Raw genomic sequence first — 13359 nt, forward strand, 5'->3', positions numbered from 1 at the left:
GGGAAAACATCCACAGCCTCTCACAGGGTGGTTGGAGGATTCGCATGCCGGTCTAAAAATGTGGGAAGCACCCGGCAGGGCACCTCCCACACCGCATCACGGGGATGCTGAGCTTAGAAAGCAAGAAAACCTTAGGCGCTGGGAGCCATCGCGTCGATGCGAGCCATCTCAGCCTTGCCCGCACGGTGCGCGCGAGCAGCCTGCTTCAGACGACCCCAGAAGGAATCCTTGCGGTGGGTCTTGCCAGCGAGCAGATCCTGCAGTTCCTCGCCCAGCTGAGCTGCGGAAATCTCCGGAGTGGAGACGTACGGCTCAGCGGTACGGAACAGGGAGGGGTTCGCCAGAGCAAGATCGAGCTTAGCGAAGAGGTCTTCACGGCTCTCAACGACAACAGCGTGGCCGCGCTTCTCCATCAGAGTGGTGAAGGGGACCTGGTGGTTGTCAACAACCTCATCGAACTCTGCGCGGCGCGGAACAGCCAGGGGCAGAGCGCCGGTGCGGCGTGCATCCTGGATGGAACCGGGGCCGCCCTGAACCAGCACTACGCGTGCGGTTGCGTAGTAGTCCAGCAGTTCGGAGGCGGGAAGAAGCTTAAGGTTGTCTGCGTGCTTAATGGGCGCAGTGTGGCCGTGCTGCACGAGGCAGGTGACCTGCGGGTGAGCCTCAAGGTAAGCCTCAACCCAGCGCAGAAGACGATCAAAAGTGTGAACGTCGGTGCCGAGGGACACCACCAAATCGTAAGTCTTGGTAGGAATACGAACGGGCGCGACGGCAGGGGTAAATACGGGCAGGTCGAACTTGGAAGTATCAACACTGACGTGGGGGAAGTTCTGAATAGACATCGCCTATTCCTCTCTATGTATTTATCGGTAGTAACCCCGTATACCTGACGCAAAAATCCGGAGGGCATCATGGGTATACGCGGCGGCGTCGTGCCGGAGAAAATGGTGAGTAATCTCCGCATACGCTTCTCTGGCGAGTGGTTAGTTCGCTTGGATGGTGAGTCCACAGTGGAGCGCACGACTTATGCGTATCTGTATGTTTAATAAATACTATACCCTGAAAATAACGCCCCCAGCACACACGGGGACGCCATTTCCAGGATAAATTCATCACTCTTAGAAAATGGGATGAATCACACGAGAATCAGGGAAATTCTCCTGCTGCTCCTCACTCTGAACAATAATTCGATCAGCAAAGGTGTACAGCATCTTGCCGGTCATCGTCGGCAGAGTCGGGCGGTCAAAACACTCAATATAAAGAGTCTTTACGCCAAAAAGTTTAGCCGCAACAAAGAAAGGAACAGCAACACCCGCACCCGCAGAAACAACCGCATCCGGGCGTTCCTTCGGGAAAATACGAAATGCCAAGAACAAATTACGAATAGCGTTCTTAATATTTCGAGTGGTCGGGTAATACGCCCAATAGGTCTTCTCATCAGCAAGAGAAGATTCAACATCGGGCTGCTTAAAGCTAACCCACACACGGTCATAATCCTGCCACGCAGCAGAAGTAGCCGTCAGATGCTTCAAGTGTCCGCCACTGCTAGAAACCAGCAGAAGCTTCTTCTTCGGTGCCTGAGAGGAAGTTGCCTCAGTCATAGTGTTCTCCTAAAGCCCCAATACAAGAGAAAAATAAGAAGAGAAGATAAGGGTGAGCTGCCGGGTCCGGCAACACCTGTATCAACAGACCTGCCGCAACAGATCCGCCTCAACAGGCGTTACCTCACCCCACGCTCAAGGACGAAGGACTAACCCGCACAGAAGCGAGGCATCCATCAACAGAAACCCGATTACCCGCAATTACTCGCGGTCCAGGAACACAGCCAGAGCGTTCACGCCCTCAAGCTGATCCAGCTGAGCGAAGAGCTCACGAACCTGCTGCAGAGAAGTAGCCGCAGTCACCGGAATCAGAGCCACGCCGCCAGCTTGAACGAAACGCAGCTGGGTCGACAGGGGAGTAGCGGTGCTCAGGCTAATCACCAGAGGAGTCTCGCTCTTCTCAACCAGCGACTCGGGAGTGTGGCGGGTCAGAGCGTCACGAACCGAAGCGTAATCGGTGAAACGTGCGTACTCAGTGGGCAGAACACGCTGCAGCATCTGGTACAGGTGCTCAACACCGCGGTCGGTGCCGGGCAGAATCACAATGCCGGAAGCCCCCGCGCTCTTCACATCGCCGTCAGGAGCACCGATGGTGCGCAGCAGCATGAACGCGTCATTCGCCTCAGAGGTGGAACCCAGCTCGTGAACGGGGATACCAGCATCCTCCAGGCGATCAGCGTAACCAACGTGACGCATGGTGCGGTCACGACCGTACGCCAGCACAGCACCAATCAGCAGACCGGCAACAGCACCAACAATACCCATCTTCACCGGGCCGAGAGCTGAGGAAGAAGAAGGAACCTGAGCCTCGCTCATCACGCGACCACCGGTAGTGGAAGTCAGCTGAATCTGAGCGCGACGGTCCTGCAACTGAGAGAGCAGACCCGCACGGTTATTGTCACCCTCGAGGGCAGAAATCTGCTCATCAATCTGGTGCAGAGCAGAATCAACACTGCTCTTCAGCGACTCGGAACGAACCTGCAGGTACGCGTTCGCCATAGCGTTAGCGTAACGTGCCGCATCCGTGCCGTTGGGGCGGGTCACCTCAATATCCAGAACAGCAGTCTGGGAGGTACCGGTCACCTTGACGGAGTTCATGAGGCGGCTGGTCAGCTGAGCCTCAGAGAGGGTATCGCCATTAGCAATCAGAGACTTTGCCGCGTTCTGTGCAACCTCGCGAGAGGAAGCAACACGAGACTCGGTCGCAATATCCACCTTCGCGGAGTTAGCGCTACCGGTACCGGCGGGATCAACCACCAGCGGGTAAACAACCAGCGAAGCCTTAGAAGTGTACTTGCTATTGGTCATGTAGCCGTAGACGGCACCCGCCACAGCGAAAACCACGACTGACAGCAGAATTAGCAGAGGGTGTCGGAAAATGCGACGTACCTGGCTGCCAAGGGTAACCGAGGAGGAATGAGAGGTGTTATCCATGAGGACATCCTAGAGGAAGAGAAACGGACACTATATATCGGAGAAAAACGTAGAAGAAGCGGAAGGCTAAGACTTCGCGCGGCGGGCGGAAAGGAAACGCTCAATACCGAGAGCCTTACGGAATCGGTACAGTACCGCACCGTACACCGGCACCAGTAGCACCACGTACACGATGACGCCCAATACGCTCTGACCCAAGAAAGTCAAAGACACCAGAGCACACGCCGTCGGAACAGCCGCACCCAAGAAGAGCGAAGGAGCCATCTCACGGACCGAAGCGCGAATACCCACCAAACGGAACACCTGGTAGCTCGCCAGGAAGGTATCAATCAGCAGAGCCGATGCCCACGCCGTCACCGCACCGTACAGGCCCCAGACCGGAACCAAGGTGAAGTTCAAAGTCACAGCCACCACCAGCGAGGAGAGCTTGTTCAACAGCTGCCAGCGACTCTTACCGCTCATCAGCAGAACAGACTGCACGCCACCGGCACTCATCGACAGCATCGCCGCAGGGCAAATCACCCAGAGAATACCGGCGCCAGCCTCAAAGCCCTTACCGAAGAAATGCAACAGCACCGGACCAAAGAACGCCAGAGAGAGGTAGAACGGCCACGACAGAGCAGTCAACACGCGAGTGGTCGACAAGAAAATCTCTCGAGCACGATCTAGCTGACGAGTCGCCAACGCCGCACTAATCGACGGTCCGGTCACCACACGTCCGGTGTGCTCAATCATGGTGCCCACACGAACACAACGATTCACAGCACCATAGATACCACCGGCAGCGGCACCCAAGAACGCCGTCACGACCAGCACGTCAATCCACTCCAGGATAGTCTCCACAACGGTAGCGACACCGCGTGCAGAACTGAAACCCCAGAACGAACGGAACGTCTCGGCCGGAGAATCCTCAGAAGGAAGAACCTCCACATGCTCCTCGGAGGGGAACGCCCGCTCCAAAAGCCACAGGGCAACCACCGCAGTAATCGCCACCGGAACAGTCCAGGCGTACACCAGATCCATGAGCTGACCCGAGAACAGAACCACCAAACCCACAGCCGCAAAACGCAGAGTAGGAAGCAGAACATTCTGCAGAAGCGTAAAGGTCACCACACGGTGCAGACCACGCAGAGCACCGAAAAATACCGTCATCAGCGCCGCCACCAGCACGAAAGCCGAGCTGACGCGCATCGCCGCCTGATACTCGGGAGCCATAGGCACAATCTCGGTGTAGATGTACACACCCGCCACCAGCAACACCGAAGTGACCAATGATGGAACCAGACCGTACCGAATCAGCTGCGGAAGCACACCGTACCGACCCAGCGCACGCTGAGCACTCATCGTACGAACCAAGCCAGTATCCGCACCGAAGGTCACCAGCGAAATCGCAATCGCGAAAAGCGCCATCAGACGGAAAAACTCGCCCGAACCCTCGGCACCAATACCATTCGACACCACCATCGTGGTCACGAATGCGATACCCGCACCGTACATCACGCACAGAGAAGCAAGAGAGCCGCTCTTCGCCAAGCTAGGCTGCTTACCCTTAGCGGGAGCCTTCTTGGCCGGCGTACTGACCGGCGCATCCTTCACGGAGCCGCTATCAGCCTGAGCCTTGGAATCGGCAGACTCAGCAGTAGCCAAGGCTATCCGTCGGGAACCGGGCAGATGAGCACCCGCCGCAGCAGTGGCGCTCGCATCTGCAGAATCTGTAGCTTCAGAATCCGCTACCAAAGACTCAGGGAGCGACTCCTTAGGGGCGAAGCCCTGAGCCGGAGGCACAATCGACAGCGCCGTGGTCGCCGGAAAACGACCCGAGCGGATGTCATCCACCGTCGGAGCGAACTCATCAGCAGAAGACTCAGCCTCTTCCACTACCGGCTCGACGTACTCGCCGCTCTCACGCAGACGCGCACGGCGGCTAGGATGACCACCCGTCGAATATGCATCATCGAAAGATGAAACCGCAGAAGTATCTAAACCACGAGGGGACTGATTCTTCGTCATAGCCCCTCACCATCCCGAATGGAACGAATACACGCCATTGACGCGAGCATCAGAATGGTCAGCTGAGCGATATCGAAGCTGTAGAAAATAAAGACAACGCAGCACGCCACCGGAACACTATGCAACCAGTACCCGGACGCGGTCTTCACCCGTGCACCGCTTGCCACCGTGCACACCATGAAGATTGCGAACAGAGCCAGGCCCACGAAACCGAAGCAGAACATCAGAGTCCACAGGTAGCCCTGGGTACCCATCGACACACCAATGCTCGGTTCCATACGCGGAGTGCCGTAACCGATAATCGGGGACTCTAAAGTCGCCTTCCAGGTGGCACGGTAGAGCGCCGCACGACCACCGGTGGAGTCCGAGTAGTCCTGACGACCCAGAATATTGTCCACGGTGCCCGAAGCGAAGAGCGCCACAACCACAGCCGCAATCGCCGCAATACCCATACCTACAGCACGCCAATTAGCCGCCAGGAACTGACGCAACAAAACGTACGCCGCGCTGATACCCAGACCAATGAACATGCCGCGGTTACTGGTTGCAATCGCCGGCACGGTAGAAAGCGCCATGCCAATCAGCAGAGCAATACGTAGCCAGATGGAACGCAGACGCAGCAGGCACGCCAGCATCACCGGGGTGAGCAGGGTGTACGCCAAACCCCAACTATTCGCGTAGGGGAACGGTGCGGAGGGACGAATATACGCCTCGGGAGCGCCCCACGGACGCTGAACCTCCGCCAGCGGCGGAAGCATGTAGTCGCGCACCAGCGGGTTCTGCATAAAGCCAGAAGGCATGATGAAGCTCATCGGGGTACGCAGACGGAATTCGGGGAAGAGAACACCGCCGTAACCCAGAACGATGAGAGTCACCCACAGGGTCGCCAGACCACCCAACAACCTGTTGAGGCTAATAGAGGAACGCGCGTTGTAGTAGTACAGGGCGTAAATGCCTGCACTGAGAATGTTCACAAAGCGCAGACCCCAACCGATCATGTCGGTGGAACGGGTCAGAGCAAGTGCCGCAACAACAACCCACACGCAGAATGCGCCCCACACCCACAGGGAACCGGGCACACGCACATTACCTCGAATGATGAGGTAAAAAAGCATGATCGCAGCCAGTACCAGCGGCGCAATCTGAAGCAACCCCATAGCCCACAGCGCCGGGAAGCCGTACAGCAACGCCAGCAGGGGCCAGGCGGGGAGCTTCTTCTGCGCTGTCGACATCGGGCGGATGCGCGCGCGGGCACGCAGAATACCGCTGGGCGGCGTACTAGCCGACCCCGCGGAATCCTTTAGCGCCACGGGCGAAGCACCCGGATGAGAAAGAACGGAAGAAGAAACCATGTCTGTGCGATACCTGGTTAGAGACCTCGACCGGTCTTCTGGACGAGATCAAGAAGAGTAGCGGGCTTAATAACACCGGTGGACACAACATATGCCGCCCATGCACGAAGCTGCTTGGGGTCACGGCGCAGAGCGGCACGAGCGTAAGCACGCGCCTCCTTGTTGTTGCCCAGAGAAGCCTGAGCGTAGGCAATCTGACCGGCAATACGTGCCAGGCCCTTGGGATCCTGCTCAAATTCGGGGAACTTACGCAGAATGTAGCTCAGGCCGTCAACCATGGACTGCCACTTGCCGGAGAAGAAGGAGGGGCGGTCCCAGAGCACCAGAATCAGCGGCTCGGGCACGCTCAGTACATCGCCGTGGCGGGTTGCACGTAGCAGCAGGTCGTAGTCTTCACCGTAGGCAGCGGGCAGCTCCTCATCGACCAGGCCGATGCGAGCGGGCTCACCGTCAACACCGAGCAGGTCCTCGCGGGAGTACAGCATGGCGGAGGGGTGAATTTCGGTAATGCGCGAACGCAGGAAGTCCGCGAAGGTTGCGCGCTCGGGCGCCAGGCGCACGATGTCCTGACCGCCGGAACGGACGGTAATACCCGAAGAGATAGCGGCTGCTTCGGGGTTTTCACGCCAGAGAGCGACCTGCTGGGTGAGCTTGGACGGCATCCAGTAGTCGTCGTCATCGCAGAAGCCAATCATCTCGCCGCTGGAGGCAATAATGCCGCTGTTGCGGCCGCCAGCCAGACCGCCGGAGCGGGTGTTGGAGACGATCTTCAGGGCACGGTTTTCGCTAACCTCAATATCTTCGAGGCGGTCGGGCTCAACACGATCAAAGACGACAACAACTTCAACGAAACCGCGGTAGCTCTGCTCAAGGATGGAGCGGACCGCCACGCGCAGCAGTTCGGGGCGCTTGCCGTTGGTTGCGATTACGGCGGAAACAGCGGGGGTGCGAGAGGTGAAGTGCATCATTGGGTTTCTCCTTACTCAGCGGGGGTCGCGAGGCTAACGTACTTGCGACGCATGGACAGCAGAACGGTTGCGGCGTTAGCCAGCAGAAGCAGCGCGTAGACGATGACGAATACGGGGCCGAAACCAACGAAAATGTAGATCCAGCAGAGGGTGCCAGCGTCCATGTGCAGGTTGATGAAGGAACGCAGGGGGCCACCGGTCGGAGGAGCCGCGGTCTTGCGGTTGTTGCGCAGCTGCTCAGCCAGAATCTGGCTCATGAAGTGACCGGCGGTCAGCGCGGTGAAAATCATCGGCATAGCAATAATCCAGCCGTTGAATGCGCTGGAACCGGTGAAAGAGTAGTGTGCCGGGTACAGCAGGAAGGAGAGTAGAGTCGCCATGTGCACGGAGGGCACACGGATGGAGTCGACCACGTGGTCGAGCCACTCACCGGCGGGAGAAGACGCACCGGTCACGCGAGCAACCTGGCCGTCAGCGGAATCCAGACCGTAACCGAGAGCGAAAAGCAATGCAACGCAGATACCCACGCCAACGCTAGGCGGGCAGGTAATCAGAACGATGAGGCCAGCTGCAGAACATGCAGCGGAAATTGCGGTGACGCCGTTGGGGGTGATGCCCAGTGCGACAGCAGCCGCAGCGAAGTAGCGTGCTACTCGGCGGTTGACCCAGCGGGTGTAGGCGGGAACGCCAATGCCGGGCTTCTGCGCTGCCTCAAGGGAGCGCAGGGTGTGGGAGAACTTCGCAGAAAATCCCGAAGCGGGTGCGGAGTTCGGGGCGTGAGGTGCCTCAGAGGTGGACATGCACATTCCTTTTTAATCGGTGAGAGGAGTGAAGGAGAGTGAATTACTCCCTTTCGGGGTGGTTGCGAGAAAGTCCGGAAGTCCCGCACGCGAAAAAAGAGGTGGTTGGTCCCTTTTTCACATACACCACTATATAGATATTTTACAACGAGATAAAGTGCGACAGGGTGGGTGTGGTCAGGGTCAATAATTGTGTCGCAAAAAGCCCCTGACAATGCGCTTTAGTGCAGATTTGCGGGATTCATTAGGTGGGTTCGGCGTGCTGTTAGGCGGGGTTATCGGCGCTTTGTTCCTGTGAATTCTGGCTTTAGAAAATATTTCTGAACATTGTGCAGAGACACACATAACAGAATCACAAATAATGGGAATAAATGATGCAAAAAACACAGAAAAGTGGGGAGCATACGCAAATGGGGTTTGATTTCCTGAATCGTTCAGAAAATCAAACCCCATTTAGCTGAGATTGTCTAGAAGGTATTAGTTCCTTCGGGACTGCATCGGAACGCGGGTTCCGACTCCGTTATTGGCGACGCGTCGCTCGCCCTGGTCGGCTGCTGCGTTGTTCGCGTTATCGACCACGGGCTGCTCAGCCTCGTTTGCGGCGGGAGCCTCCGCCTCCTTGTCGGCTTCCTTCTCGGCGGGCTGCTCAGCAACCGGTGCCTTGGAAGTAGCCTGCAGATCGAAGCTCACATTCGGGCGAACGTTACGTCGGCTAATGCCCGGGTGAACCTCAACAGCGATGAGGTTCTCACCAGCCTTCAGCTGAGAAGCCGGAACGGTGAAGGTCACCGGAGTCTTCTGAGCCGTAGCGGTATCAATCGAGCTCGATGCAATCGCGCTATTCCACAGCTTTCCACGAGTGTCAAAGTTGGAACGACCAACCTCTTCGCCGTTAACACCCACCGCAATAGCGTCATCCGCGTAGGTGGTCAGCACCAGATCGCGGCTCGCCTGCTCACGAGTGAGCTGGATGGTGGTGTAGGCGTAGATATTGGGGCGGGTACGCACAAGCGGAACATTAACGGAGGTGTTAAGGTTACCGGAGCCGACACCAATCGGGGTCTTGCCGGTCTGCCATGCTTCCTGCGCGATATCTTCCAAAGTGAAGTGGAAGTTGTACTTCCAACCGTACTTACGGTTAGGAGCCTTGCTGGAGACCATGTACTTCCACTCGGACGCGTAGGGCAGAACAATCTGGTCCTTAGCGGCCTCATCCTTCTGATCGTCCTTAGGAGTTTCTTCCTTCGGGTCCTCGGGCTTAGGATCAGCAGGCTTAGGCTCCTCAGGCTTCGGATTCTCTTCCTTCGGTGCCTCAGTAGTTGCTTCTGCACTCGGGGTAGCGCTTGCCGAAGCACTGGGGTCAGCGCTCGCGGTCGGGTCAGCACTTGCCGTCGGATCAGCGCTAGGAGTCTCGGTCGCGGTCTCCGTGGGGGTAGGAGTCGGGCGAACCGGAGCTACCTGAACCGGAGTGGACGCAGAGTAGTTGTCCGAGCTGTCCACAGCGCGCACAAAGTAACGTGCGTTATCGGTGTGGTCAATCTCGAACTTCGTACCCGAAGTGCTAGCAATGACGCGGTCATCACGCAGAATCTGGTAGCGGACACTACCGGTATCCTGTACAGCATCCCAGGTCAGAACGTCCTTATCGTCCTTCAGCTCAACCTGCAGGTTCTGCGGGGTAGCCGGAGGAGTCACATCGCGGGCCTCAAAGCGCGCAAAACCGACGGTGTCCTGAGTGCCGTGAACACCCAGCGAACGGTGAATATCGCCACCAACCCACAGGGTGCCCTTCGAATCCACGAAAGACTCCCAGATACCGAAACCGTGGTCACCCTTAATCGCGGGGGAGAACTCCGGCAGCATCTTACCGCTGTCCTTATCAAACGCGGCAACCAGCTTGACCGAGTGAATCACGCTCGAACCGCCCACGGGGGTCCGCTTGTTACGCGAATCCTGGTAGAGGAAATCACCGCAGTGGCAGGCGCCATAGATGGTGTTACCGTGCAGGTGCAGATCCTGGAAGTCGCCACCTTCGCGGGTAATCGCGGTGTAGGTGGGGGTCAGAGAGGCCTTATCGTAACGAGAGATGAGGTGCTCAGTACCGCCCACCCAGACGCCGGTACCGGCATCCTGGACGTCGAACTGGAAACCCCAAATTTTGGTTTCATTACGCAGGTCAGAGACATTAGCGCCGGCAGGAATCTCAGAATGCTGGTACGCCCACGGGCTGCCCTTCTGCATATGCTGAGTAATATCAGCCACGCGGTAGGCAAGGCCGCCGTTGAGCCAGGTGAAGTAACCGGCTACGTAAACATGAGAGTTATCAGCGGAGGCGCTAATACCGTTGACAGTACCGTTGAACACCTGGCGCCAGTTACGGTCTATACTCACAATACCGGGCACACCGTTAGAAGGCTCGCCCAACTTAAAACGGGCAATATTGCGCGAATACGCCTCACCCGCCTTTTCACTTTCATAAATGTGGGTAAAGGTGCCGCCAATATACACGTAGTCACCCTGACGGTGAATGGTCTTCACCGTCATGACCTCGGTACGAATGCGATCTTCGACTTTAACCTGGGCCCATTCAGGGGCAACTTCACCGGTCGTAGCGTCAACAACAACGAAGCTCTCATGCTTCTTACCGTTAACCAGGGTAAAGGTGCCGCCAACCGCCAGACGGTTATTCGGCAGAGCCTCAACAGCCTTCACCTGACCATTAACAGTCAGCTTGAAGTCGCGGCGCAACTCGCCGGTTTCCGGGTCAAAAGCAGCAATATTAGATTGCGCAACATGCTCACCGGTAGAGGACTCAAGGTACTCGAAGTCGCCGCCAATAAACACGCTGGAGGTGCCGTTGCCGTGATCGACCTCGGTGATGGCCTCAACATAGGTGTTCATCTCGCCGGTTTTACCGGAGGCGGTCTTAGAACTGGTGCGCCAGCGCCAATCCGCCGAACGGCTACTGGGCAGGGCACGACGAGCGCTCGCCTGAGTACCGGAATCCGGGATAGCACCCAGATGCAAATCGTTCTGGGTCAGCTTCGGGCGCAGGAACATCTGGGTGTAACCGAAAGAGGTTTCACCGTTGCTTTCCTTACCGTAAATGTAGGAGTTCTGCGCATCGGTGATCGCCGGCTCAGAACCATCCTGGGAAATGGGAGCGTTCGCACCGTAACGGAAGCCCATACGGTAATCCTGCGAGGCCATTTCCTCAAAGAGCATCGTCCTGAAGCCGTAGTTCTGGCCGCCCAGCATATGGTCCTGCCACTCGCCGTTAAGCCAGTCCCTGCGGCCATTCTCGTCGTAGGAAGAGAACTCGCTAGGGTTCGTGACGACCGCGTTAGACCAGACAGCGTTCGAACGCAGAGCCCAGGTCCACTCGGAGGTCTGACGGCGCTCCACCGTCGCCTCCTGCCACTTAGTGCCAGAAGTGTTTACAGCGCGACGGAAACGGTAACCATCGGACAGCTGATCGGGGCGGGTGCCGTTGAGCAGCTGAGAAATAGTGGTACCCGAAAGCTGAATCGGGGTCTTTGCGGCGGGCAGGGAGCTCAGAGGCTTGCCCTGCTCGAGAGTCAAACCGGACGATGCGGGGGCGGCATCGCTGTAGAGCTGGGAGGTGTCACCCTGGCCCTCATAGTTTTCGGTCCAGCCGTCACGGCCCTCACCAATCTTGACCCAGCCGCCGCCATCAGTCTCCTGATCGCAGTAGAACTGAGTCGGCTGGCTCATCGCGGGAGTGTACAACCAGTAGGCGCCGCTCTTTGCCTCGGGGTTAGCCTGCTTGGCTTCCCAACAGCTGGCGGCAGCACGCTCGGAGGTCGTGCCATTGTAGAAAGCAGAGTCCCTTTTATCCGCAGTCTGTTCGACAGCGGTACTCGGCGTAATAGCGGGGATAGCTACGGGCAAAGCCAAGGCCGTAGCAATGCTCAAGCAAAGAGTTGAGCGGGTTATAGCAGAACGAGAAAAGCCTGAGCCCGTCATGCCAAGGTGGGCTTTCATAATATCTCCAAATGAATGCCAAGAAATGTTATTGAACGCGCATCAACATTAATGCGCTATGGACGATAATGCGCGGTTTCCAGCGAATCATAGCTGGAAACCGGCATCTTTAGTTAGACCCTAACAATCAGGATTGTTCGGGAAATCATGGGTCGCAATCTTCCACTGACCATCGACCTGAACGAGGGTGTAAATATTGAGTGAACGCTTCGGAGAATTGTCATCCTTTACGGGCTGATTATTCTCGTCATAGATCTTCACAGAGGAAGAATCCATGCATACTTCCAGCATGCGCGCGGGCTGACCCTTGTACTGAGTTGCAGTCATACGGGGAGTGCCCACAACAGTGGAAGAACCTTCATAGTGCCAGCCTGCCAGTGCGTATTCGGAAGCCTGCACGGCAAACTCAGCGGCAGCGGAATCCACGGCTACAGCCTCGATGGAGCGAATCGTCTCGTCATCGAGAACGGCACGAGCCTGCTCAACGTTCTGCTGCTCAGCCTCTTCATCGCTGCTCGGGTCAGCGGTGCGTTCGGGAGAGGGAGCAGCGGAAGGAGCTGCCTTAACCTTAGTCAGAATGTTCTCAAAAGAATTGACCAGCTCGGTAGTCTTCTTCACTTCTTCAGTATCAACGGGCACGGAAGAAGCGTTCTTCATTTCCTCCGAGCCGGTGTAAATCTCTTCAAGCTTCTGACCGTCAGAAGAAGTAGCCTCAGCGTCCGCCTTGGGGGACGCCTCGCCCGAAGCCGCGGCGGATGCAGAAGCGGTGCCCTGCTCAGAGACCTGGGGAGAGGTGCTCGACGACTGCTTTGACGAAGCGTGTGCAGAAGCGGAAACGCTTGCGGAAGCAGAAGCGGAGGAGGAGCTGTCGGTGCTCGGGTTTTCAGTAGCGCAAGCGCTCAGAACCAGAGCAGATACTGCAAGGGTGCCCAGAGTGCCCAGAACGCGGGACCGGGAGGGCTGCTTGAAGAATGCTGACATAGGAAGCCTCTTTAGTGGTTGGAGTGAGAATGACTATATTCCGGAAGATAATACCCCGCGCAGTCACGAGGCACCTAAAGGCTAACACGTAAAGCTGGGAGAATACTTGAACCCATAAAAATAACGTTTTTATAAATGATGAGAATAGAACCTAGATAATGACCTAATATGCCCTATTTAGAAGGTAAATGTATATCTCTGGCTGAAA

General features: G+C 57.0%; 9 protein-coding genes. All 9 read right to left on the reverse strand.

The window, feature by feature from the left end:
- Positions 1-131: 131 nt before the first annotated feature.
- The 9 genes from RQ593_RS04245 to RQ593_RS04285 all read right to left on the reverse strand — a co-directional run bounded on the left by RQ593_RS04245 (position 132) and on the right by RQ593_RS04285 (position 13151).
- Positions 132-842 (reverse strand): glycosyltransferase, encoded by a 711-nt coding sequence (locus tag RQ593_RS04245; RefSeq protein WP_294645427.1) that lies wholly within the window; start codon positions 840-842, stop codon positions 132-134.
- Positions 843-1118: 276 nt separating this feature from the next.
- A complete protein-coding gene (gene pssD / locus RQ593_RS04250; protein WP_049327955.1) occupies positions 1119-1601 on the reverse strand; it encodes a PssD/Cps14F family polysaccharide biosynthesis glycosyltransferase in 483 nt (160 codons plus the stop codon).
- A gap of 201 nt (positions 1602-1802) precedes the next feature.
- The gene (locus RQ593_RS04255) at positions 1803-3035 is read right to left on the reverse strand and encodes a Wzz/FepE/Etk N-terminal domain-containing protein (protein WP_049355037.1); all 1233 of its coding nucleotides are present in this window, start codon (positions 3033-3035) and stop codon (positions 1803-1805) included.
- Positions 3036-3101: 66 nt separating this feature from the next.
- Entirely contained in the window at positions 3102-5045 is a 1944-nt protein-coding gene (locus tag RQ593_RS04260) for an oligosaccharide flippase family protein (protein WP_311449888.1), read from the reverse strand.
- Entirely contained in the window at positions 5042-6397 is a 1356-nt protein-coding gene (locus tag RQ593_RS04265) for an O-antigen ligase (RefSeq protein ID WP_297605906.1), read from the reverse strand. The genes RQ593_RS04260 and RQ593_RS04265 overlap by 4 nt, the downstream gene beginning before the upstream one ends.
- 17 nt (positions 6398-6414) lie before the next feature.
- Positions 6415-7365, reverse strand: a complete 951-nt coding sequence (locus tag RQ593_RS04270) for a glycosyltransferase (protein WP_049355040.1) — start codon at positions 7363-7365, stop codon at positions 6415-6417.
- A gap of 11 nt (positions 7366-7376) precedes the next feature.
- Positions 7377-8165 (reverse strand): CDP-alcohol phosphatidyltransferase family protein, encoded by a 789-nt coding sequence (locus RQ593_RS04275; protein ID WP_049355041.1) that lies wholly within the window; start codon positions 8163-8165, stop codon positions 7377-7379.
- 477 nt (positions 8166-8642) lie between these two features.
- Entirely contained in the window at positions 8643-12077 is a 3435-nt protein-coding gene (locus RQ593_RS04280; protein ID WP_311449890.1) for a fibrinogen-like YCDxxxxGGGW domain-containing protein, read from the reverse strand.
- 213 nt (positions 12078-12290) lie between these two features.
- Positions 12291-13151 carry a hypothetical protein gene (locus tag RQ593_RS04285; protein WP_049355043.1) on the reverse strand — a complete coding sequence of 287 codons (861 nt, stop codon included), beginning with the start codon at positions 13149-13151 and terminating at the stop codon, positions 12291-12293.
- Positions 13152-13359: the final 208 nt, after the last annotated feature.

The organism is uncultured Rothia sp. (assembly GCF_963507905.1).
Taxonomy (GTDB): Bacteria; Actinomycetota; Actinomycetes; order Actinomycetales; family Micrococcaceae; genus Rothia.

Excerpts from the sequence above, each read along its gene's own strand:
- RQ593_RS04245 (WP_294645427.1), bottom strand. The coding sequence starts at position 842 with ATGTCTATTCAGAACTTCCCCCACGTCAGTGTTGATACTTCCAAGTTC.
- RQ593_RS04265 (WP_297605906.1), bottom strand. The coding sequence starts at position 6,397 with ATGGTTTCTTCTTCCGTTCTTTCTCATCCGGGTGCTTCGCCCGTGGCG.
- pssD (WP_049327955.1), bottom strand. The coding sequence starts at position 1,601 with ATGACTGAGGCAACTTCCTCTCAGGCACCGAAGAAGAAGCTTCTGCTG.
- RQ593_RS04285 (WP_049355043.1), bottom strand. The coding sequence starts at position 13,151 with ATGTCAGCATTCTTCAAGCAGCCCTCCCGGTCCCGCGTTCTGGGCACT.
- RQ593_RS04275 (WP_049355041.1), bottom strand. The coding sequence starts at position 8,165 with ATGTCCACCTCTGAGGCACCTCACGCCCCGAACTCCGCACCCGCTTCG.
- RQ593_RS04260 (WP_311449888.1), bottom strand. The coding sequence starts at position 5,045 with ATGACGAAGAATCAGTCCCCTCGTGGTTTAGATACTTCTGCGGTTTCA.
- RQ593_RS04270 (WP_049355040.1), bottom strand. The coding sequence starts at position 7,365 with ATGATGCACTTCACCTCTCGCACCCCCGCTGTTTCCGCCGTAATCGCA.
- RQ593_RS04255 (WP_049355037.1), bottom strand. The coding sequence starts at position 3,035 with ATGGATAACACCTCTCATTCCTCCTCGGTTACCCTTGGCAGCCAGGTA.